Source organism: Novosphingobium sp., from assembly GCF_019748365.1.
Lineage (GTDB): Bacteria > Pseudomonadota > Alphaproteobacteria > Sphingomonadales > Sphingomonadaceae > Novosphingobium.
In genome coordinates this window covers 1-16,977 of sequence record NZ_JAIEPN010000013.1, presented here as the reverse complement: position 1 = coordinate 16,977, position 16,977 = coordinate 1, and the positions used below count along the sequence as shown (strand labels likewise).

At 65.6% G+C, this 16,977-nt stretch carries 12 protein-coding genes and 1 tRNA gene; 8 read left to right on the top strand and 5 right to left on the bottom strand.

Going from position 1 to position 16,977, the window contains the following annotated elements; translation table 11 throughout:
• The coding region (locus K5Q19_RS02195) for a TonB-dependent receptor (protein WP_292940612.1) at positions 1-2,084 on the bottom strand (2,084 nt) is incomplete at its 3' end.
• A 287-nt stretch (positions 2,085-2,371) separates the two neighbouring features.
• Between K5Q19_RS02195 and K5Q19_RS02190 the strand changes: the two genes are divergently transcribed.
• The 3 genes from K5Q19_RS02190 to K5Q19_RS02180 all read left to right on the top strand — a co-directional run bounded on the left by K5Q19_RS02190 (position 2,372) and on the right by K5Q19_RS02180 (position 6,328).
• Positions 2,372-3,922 carry a tryptophan halogenase family protein gene (locus tag K5Q19_RS02190; RefSeq protein ID WP_292940609.1) on the top strand — a complete coding sequence of 517 codons (1,551 nt, stop codon included), beginning with the start codon at positions 2,372-2,374 and terminating at the stop codon, positions 3,920-3,922.
• Positions 3,919-4,668 (top strand): SapC family protein, encoded by a 750-nt coding sequence (locus K5Q19_RS02185; protein WP_292940606.1) that lies wholly within the window; start codon positions 3,919-3,921, stop codon positions 4,666-4,668. The genes K5Q19_RS02190 and K5Q19_RS02185 overlap by 4 nt, the downstream gene beginning before the upstream one ends.
• 160 nt (positions 4,669-4,828) lie before the next feature.
• Positions 4,829-6,328, top strand: coding sequence for an SLC5 family protein (locus K5Q19_RS02180; protein ID WP_292940603.1), 1,500 nt, complete (start codon positions 4,829-4,831; stop codon positions 6,326-6,328).
• 8 nt (positions 6,329-6,336) lie between these two features.
• On the opposite strand, the gene K5Q19_RS02175 is transcribed toward K5Q19_RS02180, so the two are convergent.
• Complete coding sequence (locus K5Q19_RS02175) at positions 6,337-7,044, bottom strand: FadR/GntR family transcriptional regulator (protein ID WP_292940615.1); 708 nt, start codon at positions 7,042-7,044, stop codon at positions 6,337-6,339.
• Between the two features lie 152 nt (positions 7,045-7,196).
• Here K5Q19_RS02175 and K5Q19_RS02170 point away from each other — a divergent pair, with 152 nt between their 5' ends.
• The gene (locus tag K5Q19_RS02170) at positions 7,197-8,087 is read left to right on the top strand and encodes a 2-dehydro-3-deoxygalactonokinase (protein ID WP_292940600.1); all 891 of its coding nucleotides are present in this window, start codon (positions 7,197-7,199) and stop codon (positions 8,085-8,087) included.
• On the top strand, positions 8,084-8,707 hold the full coding sequence (locus K5Q19_RS02165) for a 2-dehydro-3-deoxy-6-phosphogalactonate aldolase (protein ID WP_292940597.1): 624 nt from the start codon (positions 8,084-8,086) through the stop codon (positions 8,705-8,707). Before K5Q19_RS02170 ends, K5Q19_RS02165 begins: the two co-directional genes overlap by 4 nt.
• On the opposite strand, the gene K5Q19_RS02160 is transcribed toward K5Q19_RS02165, so the two are convergent.
• On the bottom strand, positions 8,704-10,827 hold the full coding sequence (locus K5Q19_RS02160; protein WP_292940595.1) for an alpha-galactosidase: 2,124 nt from the start codon (positions 10,825-10,827) through the stop codon (positions 8,704-8,706). The genes K5Q19_RS02165 and K5Q19_RS02160 overlap by 4 nt on opposite strands.
• Before the next feature lie 121 nt (positions 10,828-10,948).
• Here K5Q19_RS02160 and K5Q19_RS02155 point away from each other — a divergent pair, with 121 nt between their 5' ends.
• Complete coding sequence (locus K5Q19_RS02155) at positions 10,949-12,901, top strand: beta-galactosidase (protein WP_292940592.1); 1,953 nt, start codon at positions 10,949-10,951, stop codon at positions 12,899-12,901.
• Between the two features lie 6 nt (positions 12,902-12,907).
• Here the strand turns inward: K5Q19_RS02155 and K5Q19_RS02150 are convergent, their stop codons facing one another.
• The gene (locus K5Q19_RS02150) at positions 12,908-13,837 is read right to left on the bottom strand and encodes a Gfo/Idh/MocA family oxidoreductase (RefSeq protein ID WP_292940589.1); all 930 of its coding nucleotides are present in this window, start codon (positions 13,835-13,837) and stop codon (positions 12,908-12,910) included.
• A gap of 288 nt (positions 13,838-14,125) precedes the next feature.
• On the opposite strand from K5Q19_RS02150, the gene K5Q19_RS02145 reads away from it, so the two are divergent.
• The gene (locus tag K5Q19_RS02145; RefSeq protein WP_292940586.1) at positions 14,126-15,928 is read left to right on the top strand and encodes an IlvD/Edd family dehydratase; all 1,803 of its coding nucleotides are present in this window, start codon (positions 14,126-14,128) and stop codon (positions 15,926-15,928) included.
• 3 nt (positions 15,929-15,931) lie between these two features.
• A complete protein-coding gene (locus tag K5Q19_RS02140; RefSeq protein WP_292940583.1) occupies positions 15,932-16,816 on the top strand; it encodes an SMP-30/gluconolactonase/LRE family protein in 885 nt (294 codons plus the stop codon).
• A gap of 84 nt (positions 16,817-16,900) precedes the next feature.
• Here the strand turns inward: K5Q19_RS02140 and K5Q19_RS02135 are convergent.
• Positions 16,901-16,977, bottom strand: a tRNA-Met gene (locus tag K5Q19_RS02135).

The following is a 16,977-nucleotide window of genomic DNA, read 5'->3' as shown; positions in this document are numbered from 1 at the left end:
TTGTTCGCCGTGTAGGGCCGCAGGTTCGGGTTGCCGCCGCTCGCGTCGAGGCTCGCCGGACGGGTCACGTCGAAGTTGGTGCGCGGCGCAAGGTCGCGGATCTGCGGGCGGGTGAGCGTGCGCGACGCGGAGAGGCGCACGATCCACTTGTCCGACAGGTTCACCTTCACGTTGATGTTCGGCAGGAAGTAATCGTAGCTCGAACGCTGCGCCGTGGCGACCGGAACGCCGCCGTTGGCATAAACGGCCTGGTAGATCGTCGGATCGTTCGGAACCGAAAGCAGGTCGGTCAGCGCCAGCTGGCGGCCGCTGGCGGTGATTTCGGTGTGTACGTAGCGCGCACCGAGGTTGACCGTCCACGGCAGCGAACCGAGGGTGCCCTTGAGATCGGTTTCGAGGTAGCCGGCGAAGACCTTTTCCGACACCGCGAACGAGTTCGGCTGCACCGCGGCGGCAAAGCCGTTGGTCGCCCGCAGCAGCGCCGCCGTGGTCCCGGGGGCAAGACCGCGCGCCGCATCGCGGGTGGCAGCCTGACCGGCGCTTTCGAGGAACGCGAAGTAGGCGTTGGGATCATAGGTCAGGATGTTGGTCGGCACACTGCCGGATCCGCCCGGCGCGCGCAGCGTCACCCTGCTCAGCAGTGCTGCCGAAGCCGGCTCGTTGTAGCCGCAGTAGAGGCACAGCGTGTTCGGATCGGTGGCAATGCTCTGGCTGTTCTTGCTGCGGTTGGTGTTGATGAAGCCGATGCGGATCGCATCGAGCGTGCCGCCGTCAGACTTCCACTCGGTGTCGAGCTTGTACTCGAGCACGCGTTCGGCCTCGCTGTTGCCCTGGCGCAGCGCGATGTGCGAACGGCCAAGATTGGCGTTGGTGAGGTCGGCGGTGTAGCCTGTGGTCGAGGGGAAGCCGTTGCCGGTCGCCTGGGCGAAGCTGTAGGTGCTCGGAATGCCGATCACGGTGAAGTAGTTGCGACCACCCGCCGAATCCCTGGCGCGCGACCACGAAACGTCGGCCTTCACGGTGAGGTTGCTGTTCGGCTTCCACTCGACGTTACCGCCGACCGCGTAGGTCTTCACAAAGCGGTTGTTCGAGGTCTGGATAAGGTCAGCGTTGCCGTTCGTGGTGAGCGAGGTCACCGTGCGGTTCGAATCGATCGCCGCTGCGGTGTAGCTCGAAGGCTCGAACCAGCTGCCCAGCGCCTGCACGCGCGAATCAACGTTGAACTGGTTGTAGAGGCCGTCGAGCGTGAAGGTCAGCTGGTCGTTCGGACGATACTGCGCGGTGCCAGTGATACCGATGCGCTCGCGCGACTGATCGTCCTGTCCGACGTCCTGGTTGCGCGGAGCAAACACATTGGTGAACAGCGGGTTCGCAGCCGGACCGACCGTGGTGCCCGGAATATAGCCGCGGTTCTGGATGTAGCGGGTCTGAGCCTCGCGCTTCTGGTAGGAGACCGAGGCGAGCACGCCGAACTTGCCGTCCGCGAACGTGTTGCTGATCAGGCCGAAAGCCTGCGGCGTCACCTTGTCGCTGTTGCGCTCATACTGGCCCTTGGCCGAAACGACCGCCTTGAAACCGGCCAGATCAAGCGGACGCGGCGTCTTGACGTTCAGCGTCGCGCCGATGCCGCCATCCTGCAGGCGCGCCTGCGAGCTCTTGTAGACTTCGGCACCGCTGATCAGTTCGGCGGCCAGAAGGTCGAACGAGAACTCGCGGCCCTGGTTGTCGCTGGCGAAGGTGCGGCCGTTGACCAGCACGGTGTTGAACGCCGGGCCGAAGCCGCGGACGGTGACAAAGCGGCCTTCACCGTTGCTGCGGTCGATCGCAACGCCCGGGATGCGCTGCAGCGATTCTGCCACGTTGGTATCGGGGAACTTGCCGAGGTCTTCCGAGCTGATCGCATCGACGATGGCGAGCGAGTTCTTCTTGATGCCCGCTGCGCTGCGCAGCGAGCTGCGGATGCCGGTAACGATGATCGCCTCGGGCTCCGAAGAGGCGCCAGCGGGCGTTTCCTGCGCGAACGCGGGGGCCGCGCCACCGACGATGGCGAGTGCGCTGCAGCAGGCAAGAGCTTGGGCGCGCATGCGCGACATAGCAGGCAAACTATTGAATTGTGACATAATCTTGCTCTCCCCTTGTTGCCGTCAACCGTGCCCGGTCAGACGTGCCAAGTGCTTCGACGCGGGTTACCCGCGCCGTTGGGGGTTTGACTGATATGTTTTATCAGATAAATCAAATGAAAGTTTTGCACGCGTTGGAATTGCCTAGGGAGTGGTGCTTATTTGCTGCACCGGCGCGGCGGACGATGCCCTTTGGACTAGCCTTGCCAAGCCCGGCAAGGGAGCGGCAATAAGGGCTCAGGGAGCAGGACATGAACGACAGGGTTCGGCAGGTGGTGATCGTGGGCGGCGGCTCGGCCGGCTGGATTGCTGCGGGCCGCATTGCCGCAGCACATCGGCCGGATGGCGAGAACGGCGTGCAGGTCACGCTCATCGAATCCGAAACCATCGGCACGATCGGCGTGGGCGAAGGCACATGGCCCACCATGCGGAACACGCTTCGCAAGATCGGCATATCCGAAACCGAGTTCTTCCGCTCGTGCGATGCCGCCTTCAAGCAGGGCGCCCGCTTCGCCGGCTGGGTCACGGGCGAGCCGGGCGACGCCTACTATCACCCGCTCAATCCGCCGCAGGCCGCCACGCAGATCAACCTCTCCGCCCACTGGCTGCGCCGGCAGGACGGCGCGGGTACCGATTTCGCGCATGCGGTCGATTTCCAGTCGGCGCTCTGCGATGCAGGCCTCGCGCCCAAGTCGATCAGCACGGCAGAATATGTCGGCCTCGCCAATTATGCCTATCACCTCGATGCGGTGAAATTCGCCGCCCTGCTCAAGAAGCACTGCACCGAAAAGCTCGGCGTGCGCCACGTGATCGACGACGTGACCGACGTGAAAGTCGATGAGGCCGGCTTCGTCACCGGCGTCGAAGCGAAAGTGACCGGCCTCATCGCAGGCGATTTCTTCGTCGATTGCACCGGATTCGCCGCACTGCTGATCGGCCAGACTTACGACGTGCCCTTCGTCGATTGCGGCGATGTCCTGCTCGCCGACCATGCCGTTGCGCTGCAGGTTCCCTACGAGCACGAAGACGATCCCGTCGCCAGCCAGACCAATTCGACCGCACAAGGCGCAGGCTGGATCTGGGACATCGGCCTGCCCACCCGGCGCGGCACCGGCTATGTCTATTCCAGCCGCCACACCAGCCATGATGAGGCCGAGGCAACCTTGCGCGCCTATCTCGGCCCCGTCGCCGATGGCCTCAATACCCGCCGCATCCCGATCCGCTCGGGCCACCGCCAGCGCTTCTGGGAGAAGAACTGCGTCGCGGTCGGCCTTGCCAACGGCTTCCTCGAACCGCTCGAGGCCTCCGCGCTGATGCTGATCGAAACCGCGGTCGATTTCATCACCGAGCGTCTGCCGCAAAGCCGCGCGGTGATGGCTCCGCTCGCCCGCCAGTTCAACGCCGCGTTCGATCACCACTGGGCGCGGATCATCGATTTCCTCAAGCTGCACTATGTGCTGACCAAGCGCGAGGACACCGCCTTCTGGCGCGACAATCGCGATCCCGCGACCGTGCCCGATCGCCTCCTCGAACAGCTCGAGTTGTGGCGCCACTTGCCGCCCGGTCCGCAGGATTTCCCGCACCAGCCCGAAGTCTTTTCCTGGCCGAGCTACCAATACGTGCTCCACGGCATGGGCTTCGAATGCAATCTTGCCGAAGGCAGCCAGGTCGCCGCCGAAGCCGCGCTCGCCCAGCGCTGCTTCATGGCAACGCAGCGCCAGCAGGAGCAGGCACTCGCCGCCCTCCCCTCGCACCGCGCGCTGCTTGATGCGGTGCGCGTCCACGGGTTCCAGGCGGTATGAGCAGTGCAGGCACCCTCGCCGCCGTCCGCGCAGAGCGCCATGCCGGCCTCACCGTCGGCACCGGCACTGATCTCGCAGCCGCCGCAGCGCTCGGCCATGTCCCCCTCGGCTTCAGCGAGATCCCGCTCGCGGTATGCGACTATCCCATCGTCCTCATCAAGGACGGCGCGACCGGCGCGTTCCGACTCGTCGCGTTGCTGGGCTTCGCCGCAAACCGCAATCTCTTCGTGATCGGTGAAAGCTGGGCAGCGACCTACCTTCCCCACAACGTGCTGCGCCTGCCGTTCTATCTCGGCGCACCCGATGGCGGCGCGCCGGAACTGTGCCTTGATGAAGCCAGCAGCCTGATCGGCCGCACCCCGGGCCATGCCCTGTTCGAGCCGAACGGCACCGAAACCGCCTTCCTCGCCGGCCGCCGCAAGCTGCTGCAGACCATGCTCGCCGATGCGGAAAAGACGGCGGCATTCGTCAGCGCCATCACCGCAGCGCGCCTTGTCACCCCGATGACGATCACGCTCCACCACGCAGACCAGCACCAGCAGGATATCGAAGGCGCCTACACCATCGATCCGCTCGCGCTGGAGGCGCTGGATGGCGCCGCGCTGATTGCCCTCCACCGCGACGGCCATCTCGGCGCGATCTACGCTGTCATGCACAGCCTCGGCCAGCTGAGCCGACTTGAACAGCTCCACAATGCCCACGGCGAGCGTCCGATCACGCGCAGCGCGGTGCAGCTTCATTTGTGACAAAGTGCCATCACACGGGCTTGCTCTTGCTGCAGCGGAAGCGTAGCAGCCGTGGTATGATAAATGCGATTTTGTCCCGGATAGCGAGAGACGCCATGGCAGGACGACACCCGGTACCGATCACCACCGCGTCCGCACCGATCTCTCGGACCATCCGGGCATGAGCGCCGCCGCTCCGGTCGTTCCTGTCTCCATCGGCAGCAGCACCCAGCTACTCGCTTTCGGCCTCGTCATTCTGCTTGTCGGCGCCCTCACGTTCTGGCGCACCCGCGTCGGCCACGCGCACAGCGACAACGAGGACCGCGAATTCTTTCTCGCGGGCGGCAGCCTCACTTGGGTCTATGTCGCGGGTTCGATCACGATCACCAATCTCGGCACCGAGCAGCTTGTAGGCGCCAACGGCAACCAGATGCTGCTCCTCGCCTGGTGGGAGCTCGCCGCGGTGTTCGGCCTCCTCATCCTCGCCTTCGTTTTCGTGCCGATCTACTACCGCTACCAGTGCGTCACGACGACCGAGTTGCTCGAGCGGCGCTACAACGACGATCGTATCCGGACGATGATCTCGACGCTGTTCCTGTTCGGCAACCTGTTCATCTCGATGCCGAGCGCGCTCTACACCGGCGCACTGTTCCTGCGCAGCGTGTTCGGGATCGAACTGCCGCTCGTCGCGGTCGGCTTCTGCATCGCCGCGCTCGGCGCGGGCTACGGCGTCCTCGGCGGCCTGCGCGCCGTCGCCATTTCGGAGACCTTCAGCGGCGCCAGCTTGCTGTTCATCTGCCTCCTGCTCGTCTTCCTCTCGCTGCAGGCGATCGGCTTCGATTTCTCCGGCATTCCGCCCGAGCGGCTGACGCTGATCGGTGACGACAGCTCGCCCATCCCCTGGCACACACTGCTTACCGGCATGCTGTTCATCCAGATCTTCTACTGGTCGACCAATCAGGCAATCACCCAGCGCGCCATGGCCTCACCCTCGGTGCGCGAGGCGCAGAAGGGCGTGCTTGCCGCCGCGGTGATCCGCCTGATGATCGTGCCCGCCATCGTCGTGCTGCCCGGCATCGTCGCCTACAAGCTCTACGGCAATGTCCACGATGCCGCGTTCGGCAAGCTTGTCGGCAATATCCTGCCCGGCTGGCTCGCCGGCACGTTCGCCGCGATCCTGGTCACCAGCGTCGCCACCCACTTCGTCGCGATTCTCAATTCCTCGGCGGCGCTCTACATCTGCGATATCCACCAGAAGTACGTGAACCCGAAGGCCAGCGTGCGCACGCTCAACATCGTCACGTCCGTGGTCATGATCCTGATCGCAGTCGTGCTGATCCCGGTCTATGCCAACGCGGTCAGCATCATTAACCTGCTTCAGCAACTGAACGGGCTGTTCTCGATGCCGATCCTCTCGGCCTTCATCGTCGGTCTCTTGTTCCGCGATGTCGATGCCCGCGCGGCCATCGGTGCGGTGCTGTTCGGCATCTCGCTCTACGCCTATTTCACGTTCGTCCACGCGCCCTTCGGCCTGCACTACATCCACCTGATGTTCGTGACGCTGTGGTCCTCGATCGCCTTCTCGCTCGGGGTCAACCGGTTCGTGTTCGGCAAGCGCGCCAGCCTCGTGCGCTTCTGGAAGCGAGAGGAACCCAAGGCGCCGGACGCGACCTACATCTGAACCGCCCCTCAGGGGGCGGCGGTGGCCTCGGCCTCGCCGATCAGGGTCAGCACATCGCCGATCAGCCGGCGCATGGCGCAGCGGGCGCCATCGCTGTCGCGCCGAAGGATCGCATCATAGACCGCGCGGTGATCCTCAATGCTGGCGGAGCGGCCCTTGATCCGGTTGGTAAAGTGGATCGAAGTCGCCAGCGCGCTCGCCACCATGTCGCGGAATTGCTTGTAGAACGGATTGCGCGAGCCTTCGAGCACGGCAACGTGGAAGGCAATATCGGCCGCCAGCGTGTTGTCCGCCCCCGCTTCGGCCGCAACCATGCGGGAAAGCCCCGCCCCGATCGCCGCGCGCTCGGCATCGGTCGCCTGCATCGCCGCCAGCGCCGCCGCTTCGGGTTCGATCGCCACGCGCAGCTGGTTGAAATGGCGCAGCAACTCTACCGAGAACTTCCGCTCGAGCAACCAGTGCAGAACATCGCTGTCGAACAGGTTCCACGAGGATTGCGGCTGGACGATCGTGCCCTGCCGGGGCCTGGCGCTGAGCAGGCCCTTTGCTGTCAGCATCTTGACCGCCTCGCGCGTTACCGCGCGGCTCACTCCGTGTTTGCGGGCAAGTTCCGCCTCGGTCGGAAACGCAACATTGTCGTACTCGCCGATCACGATGGCGCGGCCGATGACATCGAGCATGCCATAGGTCAGGTTCCGGCCGAGGCTGGTGCGCATGTCGGAGGGGAAGATCTCGGTCGTGATGGCGCTGTCTTTCCTGTTCACCAGTTCCGGCAAGGATTACGCAACTGGAGCGGATAATTCAATTCCTCCTGACACCAAAGTCAGATAGATATGATAATTGCGTAAACACTCTAACGGAGACGCTCTTGGAAGCTGCAATCCTTGCGGTCGATTGGGGTTCGACCAATCGCCGCGTCTTTGTGCTCGCGGCCGATGGTACTGTCCTCGAAACGGCGCAGGACGACCGCGGCGTGCTGGCGATGGGCGGCAGCGGCTTCGCGGCCGAAGCTGCAGCCATGCGCGCGCGTTGGGGTGATCTGCCGATGCTGTGCGCAGGCATGGTCGGCTCCAATCGGGGCTGGGTCGACGCGGGATACGTCCCAGCGCCCGCCAGCCTTGCGGAAATTGCGACGGCTGTTCACTGGGTGGAACCCGGCCGCACCGCAATTGTTCCCGGCGTCTCGCGCGATGCAGGTGGCCGGGCAGACATCATGCGCGGCGAGGAAGTCCAGCTCCTCGGCGCCGCTGCCGCCGGCCTTGTCGCCGCCGATTCCTGGCTCTGCCAGCCGGGCACCCACGCCAAGTGGGCGCGGCTCGAACAGGGCAGGCTCACCGATTTCACCACGGCGATGACGGGCGAAGTCTTCGCCCAGCTCGGCCGCGGCGGCCTGCTGGCAGACGGGCTCGACGGCACGGTGGAGGATGGCGCCGCCTTCCGCGCGGGCGTTCAGGTCGCACGCGGCGGCGATCTTCTTGCCAAGCTGTTCGGCGCCCGCGCATCGCTCGTCCTCGGCAGGCGCAACCGCGCCGATCAGGCCTCCTACGTCAGCGGGCTCCTCATCGGCAGCGATTGCGACGCTCGTCTTGCCAGCGATTTCGCCCCCGCCCGCACCGATGGCGTGGACGTCCTCGCCTCCCCCGCCTTGGGCAACCTCTACCTCGCCGCGCTCGATGAACTCGGCTGCCCGGCCCGGCTCGTCGATAGCCATGCGGCTTTCCTCGCCGGAATCACCCAGATCTGGAGCCTCCTGCAATGACCACTTTCGATGCCGCCTTCGCCGCGATGCCGCTCGTCGCCATCCTGCGCGGCCTCACGCCCGAAACAGCGGACGATATCGGCGATGTGCTGGTCGAGGCGGGCTTTACCCTGATCGAAGTGCCCTTGAATTCCCCGCGCCCGCTCGAAAGCATCGCGCGCCTCGCCAAGCGTCTGGAGGGCCGCGCCCTTGTCGGGGCAGGCACCGTGCTCGATGTCGTGTCGGTTGAAGCCGTGGAGGCGGCCGGCGGCACGCTGATCGTCTCGCCCAACACCAACACCGCTGTCATTTCCGCCGCCGCTTCACGCGGCCTGATTGCCGTCCCCGGCTTCCTGACGCCGAGCGAAGCCTTCGCCGCACTCGAAGCGGGCGCCCGCGCGCTCAAGCTGTTTCCCGCCGAAGCCGCCAGCCCGGCAGTGCTCAAGGCCATCCGCACCGTCCTGCCTGCAGGCACGGCCGTGCTCCCCGTCGGCGGCATTTCGCCCACCACGATGGCCCCGTGGCACACCGTGGGCGCCGCCGGGTTCGGCATCGGTTCGGCGCTTTACAGCCCTGGCGTCACCCCCGATGTGCTCGCCGAACGCGCCGCCGCCTTCATCGCCGCATACCGGGCGCTCTAACGCGTCAGGTGCAGGATCAGCGCCGTGCCGGGATGGAGGCGCGGCGGCTGGAACCCGGCCTGCATCAGCGCCGCCCCGCGGAACCGGCCGCCATCCTTCAGCGGCCATTCCGCTTTGAGGCGCGGCGGCCACACCACACTGAGCTGATACTCCGCCGCCGGATCGAGCCCCGCCAGCCGCAGCGGCTCGGCAAAATAGCCGCGCTGCTCCTCGATCATGGTGTAGGAAACGAGCGCCTCGCTGCCGTCCTCGGCCACCACGGCAAAGGCATTCACGCCCTGTGCCGCATCGATCCGGTGCAGCGCGCCCGAGTGAATCAGGTCGCGATGCGCCTTGTGCAGCGCCACCCCGGCGGCAAGATCCGATGTCTCCTGCGCATCAAGTTCGCCAAGATCCGCCTCGATCCCCATATGCCCAAACAGCGCCGCCGCCACCCGCAGCGGCATCGAAAGGATGCGTCCGGTGATATGGCAGCGCGTCGGCCCGACATGCGCGCCCATCAACTCCGCCGGAAAGAAATACGAGAACCCACGCTGGATCGAAAGCCTGTCGAGCGCGTCGTTGCTATCGCTGGTCCAGACCCGGTCGGTCCGCGCCAGCACACCAAAGTCGGCGCGCCCGCCACCCGAAGCACAGCTTTCGATCTCGACCGCCGGGAACGCCGCCCGCAGCCGATCCAGCACTTCGTACAGCCCGTTCACATGCGCCGTCGCCCCCGCGCGCCCGTCCGCCCCGCCGGGCTGGCTGAGATCACGGTTCATGTCCCACTTGAGGTAGCTGATCGGGTATTCCTCCAGCAGTGCCGCCACATCGCAGTACATCCGCTCGCGCACCTCTGCCCGCCCGAAATCGAGCACCAACTGGTGGCGGAACGGGATCTGCGGCGCGGGCGGCGTCCCCAGCACCCATTCGGGATGCGCGCGAAACAGGTCGCTGTCCGGATTGACCATTTCCGGCTCGACCCAGAGGCCGAATTCCATCCCCAATGAGCGCACCTTCCCGATCAGCGGACCCAACCCGTCCGGATAGACTGCAGGGCTCACCTGCCAGTCTCCCAGCCCCGCCCTGTCGCTCCGGCGGCTCCCAAACCAGCCGTCATCGAGCACGAACCGCTCCACACCGACCGATGCCGCGCGCTCCGCAAGCGCCATCAGCTTCGCGGTGTCATGATCGAAATAGACCGCTTCCCAGCTGTTGTAATGCACCGGGCGCGGCTTTGCGCGCAGGCGCCGGTGTTCGAACCGCGCGCGCAAATAGGCGTGAAACTGCCGTGAAACTGCACCAAGACCATCATCCGCAACCGTGGCGTAGATCGTCGGCGTTTCCATGCCCTCGGAAGGTGCCAGGGTAATTTCGCCGGGCAGATAGAGCGCCTCCATCGAAACCGAACGCCGACCGTCTGCCAGCGTCTCGACCGCGAGCCGGTGGTTGCCGCTCCAGCCGAGATGAAAACCATAGGCCAGCCCGCGCGTCTCGTTCGTATCGCGCTCGCATGCCAACAGCCCAGGGAACGCATCGTGGCTGGTGCGCCCGCGTCGGTTTTCGCGCAGCCAGGTCCCCATGGAAAGCTGGTGCCGCTGCAATTGAAATTCGCCTGACCAGCGCCCTTCGAAGCCGATGATCTGGCCAACAAAGCCCGGCAGCGGGATCACCGGCGCGGCGAGATGATCGACCTGCAACGCCTCCACGCTGCGATTGACCAGCCCGGTTCTTGCTGCAAGCACATCGCCCGAAATCTTGAGTTCGTGGACGAGCTCGATGCTATGTGCGTCATCCCGGCTGATGAAGACCAGTCTGTCCGCATGCTGCTCCACCTCCACAAGCAGTGCGAAGCTGGCCCAATCCAGTCCGCCGCGTCCCCCCACACCGCGATGCGCCGCCAACCCCGGCCGCCCCGGAAACCCCTGCCCCGCCTGCGGCGTCACCGCGAGCGGCGCCTCGATCGCCGGCGAAGCATTGGCCTCGGCCCGCGCCGCGAGCGCCGAAAGCTCCTCCAATGCAAGGTCATCCGGCAGCCTTGGCCCCCAATACCGCACCGCAGGCGTACCCGCGATCACCTCCACCACCAGCGTGACGTTTGCGCCATCAAGACGATAAGCGGCGGAAAAGGATGCGGTCATGGAGAGCTTTCGGTAGCCAAACGGCATTTGTATGATAAATGAGCATGCCGGGTTACCGCTGACCAGCGCTGGCCTGCAACCCATTTCTGAAGCCCCGACACTTTCGAAGGATCGGCCCCCTATGCTTGGCGTCTGCTACTATCCCGAACACTGGCCCGAAGCGTGGTGGGAAGAGGACGCAAGGCGGATGGCCGCATTAGGCCTCACTTACGTGCGCATTGCCGAGTTCGCGTGGAGCCGGATCGAGCCCGATCCCGGCCGCTTCGAATGGGACTGGCTGGACCGCGCAATCGAAACGCTGGGCAAGGCCGGCCTCAAGGTCGTGATGTGCACGCCCACCGCCACCCCGCCCAAGTGGCTGATCGACCTTTACCCCGAGATCCTCCCGGTCGATCCGGAAACCGGCCGCACGCGCGGCTTTGGTTCACGCCGCCACACCGATTTCTCGAGCCCCGTCTGGCACCGCGAAGCGATGCGCATCAGCACCGCCGTCGCCGCGCGCTATGGCGAGAATCCGTATGTCGCCGGCTGGCAGACCGACAACGAACTGTGCTGCCACAACACCGCGATCAGCGCCTCGCCGGCCGCGCTCGCGGGATTCCGCACCTGGTGCCGTGAGCAGTACGCTGACATCGCCGCGCTCAACAAGGCATGGGGCAACGTGTTCTGGTCGATGGAATACCGCAGCTTCGACGAGATCGAGATGCCCGTCGGCGCGGTCACTGAAACCAGCCCCGCGCACCGTATGGCCTGGCGCCGCTATTCGTCCGATATGGTCGTGCGCTTCCATGCAGACATGATCGCGATCATCCGCGCCCATGCCCCGGGGCGCTGGGTGACGCACAATTTCATCCCGATGCCCGAAACCGGCGTCGACAACCACGCGCTCGCAGCCGATCTCGATTTCGCGGCTTACGACAACTACCCGCTCGGCCGCGCCGATCTTGCGCTCGCCAAGTCCTCCGCCGCCGACTTCGCGCCGCTGATGCGCACCGGCCACCCCGATTTTCAGGGCATCCTGTTCGATCAGACGCGCGGCCTCACCGGTCGTCCGTTCTGGGTCATGGAGCAGCAGCCGGGGCCGGTGAACTGGGCGAACCACAACCCGCGCCCCGCCCCCGGCATGGTCCGCCTGTGGTCGTGGGAAGCCTTTGCCCATGGCGCGGCGGTGGTCAGCTTCTTCCGTTGGCGGCAGGCGCCCTATGCACAGGAACAGATGCATGCGGGGCTCCTCCGCCCCGATTGCACCCATGCTGAGGCCTGGCCCGAAGTCGAGCAACTTCACGCCGAACTCGCCCGGATCGAGCTTCCCGCCCCGACCAAGGCGCCCGTCGCGATTGTCGTCGATCACGAATCCGATTGGCTCGGCCAGATCGAACAGCAGGGCCGCGGCTACGACTACCAGAAGATTCTCACCGCCTGGTACGGCGCGACCCGCCGCCTCGGCCTCGATGTCGATTTCGTCGCGCCCGGCTCGGACCTTACCGGCTATGCCATGGTGCTCGTCCCCGCGCTCGCCTTGCCGACAGCCGAAGCCGTCGCGCGCCTTGAAGCGGCGGATGGCCTCGTCCTGATCGGTCCGCGCTCCGGCGCCAAGACGCACGACGTGACCATTCCCGAAGGGCTCGCGCCGGGCCGCCTGCGCCCGCTCGTGCCGATCCGCGTGCTGGCGGTCGAAACGCTGCGCCCCGATTGTCCGGGCTCGATCACCATCGGCAATGCCAGCTTCGCCAGCTGCCTCTGGCGCGAGACGATCGAGCCGGGCGAATGCACCGTGCTTGACCGCTATGAAGACGGCGCCCCGGCAATGGTCCGCCACGGCAAGGTCCACTATCTCGCGACGCTCGTCGAGGACGCAGCGCTCGACACCATCGTGCAGGCGATGGCCGCCGAAGCTGGTCTCGAAACGACTCCGCTCCAGGGCGTCCTGCGCATCCGCCGCCGCGGCGACCTCACTTTCGCGATCAACTACGGCGCCGAACCTGCCGAAGCCCCCGCTCCCGAAGGCGCGGTGTTCCTGCTCGGCAGCCGCACCGTGGCCCCGCGCGATCTTTCGATCTGGCGCGCGGGCTGACCCTGCTCAGAAGGCGAACGGATCGGTCTCGGTCCGTTCGCCGAGCAGGAAGGCATCGGCAACCAAAGTCAGCGGGCGCAGATCGCAGTCGCTTTGCCCGGCAGCAACAAGCTCCGCAAACCGCCGGTAGAGCGCCGGATATTCGCCAATCCCCTGTGCCGCCTGCTCCACCCCATCGATCCACAGCCGCGCGCCGCCTTCGGTGAGCATCAGTGTGCCCTGATCCGTCTCGATGGTGATGTCCCAGCTCTGCGGCCCCGTCTGCCGGAAATCAAAGTCGGCCATGACCGGCGCCGTGTCGTCATGCACCATCGCCAGCTCCGCCGCGATCGGCGCCCCGCGCCCCTCGGGAAAGACGAGCTTTGCTTTTTCGATCCGCAGCGCCCCCGGCAGGATCGCGGTCACGATGGACAGCGCATTGATTCCCGGATCGAACACGCCCAACCCGCCAGCCTCCAGAATCCACTCCTGCCCCGGATGCCAAACCCGGATATCCTCGCGCCAGACGATGCTCGCCCGCGTGATACGCTTGTCCGCCAGCCACATGGCTGCAGCAGCCACGCCCGCAGCATGGCGCGAATGCCACGTTGCAAACAGGCTCCGCCCCGCTGCAACAGCTTGCGCCTGCAGTTGATGCACTTCCGCCAAGGTCGCGCCCGGCGGCTTTTCGAGCATGACATGGAAGCCCGCCGCGAGCGCCTGCGCCGCGATCTTGTGGCGCCCCACCGGCGGCGTGCAGAGCGACACCGCATCGATGGCCAGCCCGCTCTCGATCAGCGCGGCAATATCGGTAAAATTCGGCACGTGATCCACGCGCCCGTTGCGGCTCACCGCCGCTGCCAGTTCGATGCCTGCTTCCCCCGCAATCGCCGGCAAATGCTGGTCACGCGCGATCTTGCCGATACCGACGAGCGCCAGCTTGAAAGGGTGGGACATAAGGGAACTCCGGGCTGGATTATTTTATCAGATATATATGCTATAAGACAAAAATTGGCTATCGCACAGCTGATGATGATGGGTCATCATGACAGGCGCGGCGCAGGCTTGATCCCGGCATATGGCGGCAGCAGACCGCCGCTTGCCGGATCCGGTGGCCGCCGTGCGGTGTGGGATAACGGACAGCGCCGCCTGCAGGCGGCAGTCCTGGCGCAAGATCGGCAATGCCCCATGGGCGGACTGCCGAACCCTGCGTGGTGCGCGTAACGAGTTTGGGGTAGAATTCGCATGACAGAACAGAACAACGAGTCCCTTCCACCCCGCCTGCGGTCGCGCGCCTGGTTCGATAATCCCGGCAATCCGGATATGACCGCACTCTATCTGGAGCGCTATCTCAACTTCGGCCTCTCCGTGGCCGAGCTGCAATCGGATCGCCCGATCATCGGCATCGCGCAGACCGGCAGCGACCTCGCCCCCTGCAATCGCCACCACCTCGTCCTCGCCGAGCGCGTGCGCGACGGGATTCGCGATGCGGGCGGCATTCCCATCGAATTCCCGATCCATCCGATCCAGGAAACCGGCAAGCGCCCCACTGCCGCGCTTGATCGCAACCTCTCCTACCTCAGCCTCGTCGAAGTGCTCTACGGCTACCCGATCGACGGCACCGTGCTCACCATCGGCTGCGACAAGACCACGCCCGCCTGCCTGATGGCCGCCGCAACCGTCAACATCCCCGCCATTGCGCTCTCGGTCGGCCCGATGCTCAACGGCTGGTTCAAGGGCGAACGCACCGGCTCGGGCACCATCGTCTGGAAAGCGCGCGAAATGCTCGCCGCGGGTGAAATCGACTACCGCGGCTTCATCGAACTGATCGCCTCATCCGCCCCCTCGACCGGCTATTGCAACACGATGGGCACGGCGACGACGATGAACTCGCTGACCGAAGCGCTCGGCATGTCGCTCCCCGGCTCGGCCGCAATCCCCGCGCCCTACCGCGACCGCCAGCAGGCCGCTTACGAATCCGGCCTCGCCATCGTCGAAATGGTCAAGGCGGACCGCAAGCCATCCGACATCATGACCCGCGCCGCCTTCCTCAACGCGATCCGCGTCAACAGCGCCATCGGCGGCTCGACCAATGCGCCGATCCACCTCAACGCCATCGCCCGCCACATGGGCGTCGAACTCTCGCTCGATGACTGGCAGGATCACGGCGCAGGCATTCCGCTGCTGGTGAACCTCCAGCCCGCAGGCGAATACCTCGGCGAAGACTATTACCGTGCAGGCGGCGTGCCCGCAGTTGTCGGCGAGCTGCTGCGCGGAGGCTTGCTCGATGGCAGTGCGCTCACCTGCAACGGGCGCACGGTCGCCGAAAACTACGCGAACGCGCAGATCGAGGATGCCCGCGTGATCAAGCCGCTGGCCGAGCCGATGCTCGCCAATGCGGGCCTCACCGTGCTGACCGGCAACCTGTTCGAATCCGCGGTGATGAAGGCCAGCGTCATCTCGGAGTCCTTCCGCGCGCGCTATTTGTCCAACCCTGATGATCCCGACGCGTTTGAAGGCCGCGCCATCGTATTCGAGGGCCCGGAAGACTATCACGCCCGCATCGACGACCCCGAGCTCGGCATCGACGAGAACTGCCTGCTTGTCATCCGCGGCGTCGGTCCGATTGGCTATCCCGGCGGCGCTGAAGTCGTGAACATGCGCGCCCCCGCTGCGCTGATCCGTGCGGGCATCGATGCCTTGCCCTGCATCGGCGACGGCCGCCAGTCCGGCACCTCGGGCAGCCCTTCGATCCTCAATGCAGCGCCGGAAGCAGCCATTGGCGGCGGCCTCGCCCTGCTGCAGACCGGCGACCGCATCCGCATCGATCTCAAGCGCCGCAGTGCCGACCTGCTCGTACCGGAAGAAGAGCTGCAACGCCGCCGCGAGGCTCTCGGCGGCGGCGTAGAGGTCCCTGCCGCGCAGACGCCGTGGCAACAGCTGCACCGCGAAATCACCGGGCAGTACCCGGGCGGTGCCGTCATCGAATCCGCGGTTCAATATCAACGGATTGCGCAGACCCGCGGCCTACCGCGCGACAGCCACTAAGCCATGACCCAAAAGGCACCCGGCGTCCGCCCGATCCCCCGCGATACGCGCGATATCCTCGGCGAAGGCCTGCTCTGGAGCGCACGCGAGAACGCGCTGTTCTGGACCGACATTCTTGGTCGCAAGCTCTGGCGCATGAGCCTCGCAGATGAGAAGATCCGGCACTGGGATATGCCCGAGGCGATCGGCTGGATCATCGAGCGGGCTGCTGCCGGCTTCATCGTCGGGCTGGCGTCCGGCCTCTACAAGCTGGACCTCGATCCGTTCCGCCTCGAGCTGATCGCCAATCCACAACCCGAGCGACCAGGCAACCGGCTCAATGACGCGAAGGCGGATGCCCGAGGCCGCATCTGGTTCGGCTCAATGCCATTCATGGAGCAACCGTCGACCAACTGGCCCGCCTCAGGCGCGCTCTACCGCCTCGATACTGATGGCATGGTCAGCCGCCACGATGATGGCATCACCATTGCCAACGGTCCGGCGCTGAGCCCCGACGGCACGACGCTTTATCACACCGACAGCCGCATGGGTCAGGTCTGGAAGTTTCCCCTGCACGAAGACGGCAGCCTCGGCACCCGCCAACCACACCTGCAGTTCGACACCGGAAAGGGCGCCCCGGATGGCATGACCTGCGACCGCGAAGGCGGTTTGTGGATCGCATTCTACAGCGGCGCGAAAGTCGCGCGCTTCCATCCCGATGGCGGGCTCGATCGCGAGATTGCCTTGCCCACCCCGCAGATCACCAATGTCTGCTTCGCAGGCGCCGATCTGACGCGGATGTTCGTCACTTCGGCAGCTGACGGCCGCCCAGACGATCCCCTCGCGGGTGCATTGTTCGAGATTGATGCCGGAGCCGTCGGCGTCTCGCCGCACCAATTTCTCGGCTGAATTCTGGGGCGCCATCGCTGCACCTATTTGAGTGCGCCGGACAACAAAAAGCCCCGCGTCCTTGCGGACCGGGGCTTTTGTGTGTGGTTGCGGGGGCAGGATTTGAACCTGCGACCTTCAGGTTATGAGCCTGACGAGCTACCGGACTGCTCCACCCCGCG

Coding starts and splice junctions, on each gene's coding strand:
- K5Q19_RS02165 (WP_292940597.1), top strand. CDS start 8,084: ATGACCACTTTCGATGCCGCCTTCGCCGCGATGCCGCTCGTCGCCATC.
- K5Q19_RS02155 (WP_292940592.1), top strand. CDS start 10,949: ATGCTTGGCGTCTGCTACTATCCCGAACACTGGCCCGAAGCGTGGTGG.
- K5Q19_RS02180 (WP_292940603.1), top strand. CDS start 4,829: ATGAGCGCCGCCGCTCCGGTCGTTCCTGTCTCCATCGGCAGCAGCACC.
- K5Q19_RS02190 (WP_292940609.1), top strand. CDS start 2,372: ATGAACGACAGGGTTCGGCAGGTGGTGATCGTGGGCGGCGGCTCGGCC.
- K5Q19_RS02175 (WP_292940615.1), bottom strand. CDS start 7,044: ATGCGCACCAGCCTCGGCCGGAACCTGACCTATGGCATGCTCGATGTC.
- K5Q19_RS02160 (WP_292940595.1), bottom strand. CDS start 10,827: ATGACCGCATCCTTTTCCGCCGCTTATCGTCTTGATGGCGCAAACGTC.
- K5Q19_RS02140 (WP_292940583.1), top strand. CDS start 15,932: ATGACCCAAAAGGCACCCGGCGTCCGCCCGATCCCCCGCGATACGCGC.
- K5Q19_RS02185 (WP_292940606.1), top strand. CDS start 3,919: ATGAGCAGTGCAGGCACCCTCGCCGCCGTCCGCGCAGAGCGCCATGCC.
- K5Q19_RS02150 (WP_292940589.1), bottom strand. CDS start 13,837: ATGTCCCACCCTTTCAAGCTGGCGCTCGTCGGTATCGGCAAGATCGCG.
- K5Q19_RS02145 (WP_292940586.1), top strand. CDS start 14,126: ATGACAGAACAGAACAACGAGTCCCTTCCACCCCGCCTGCGGTCGCGC.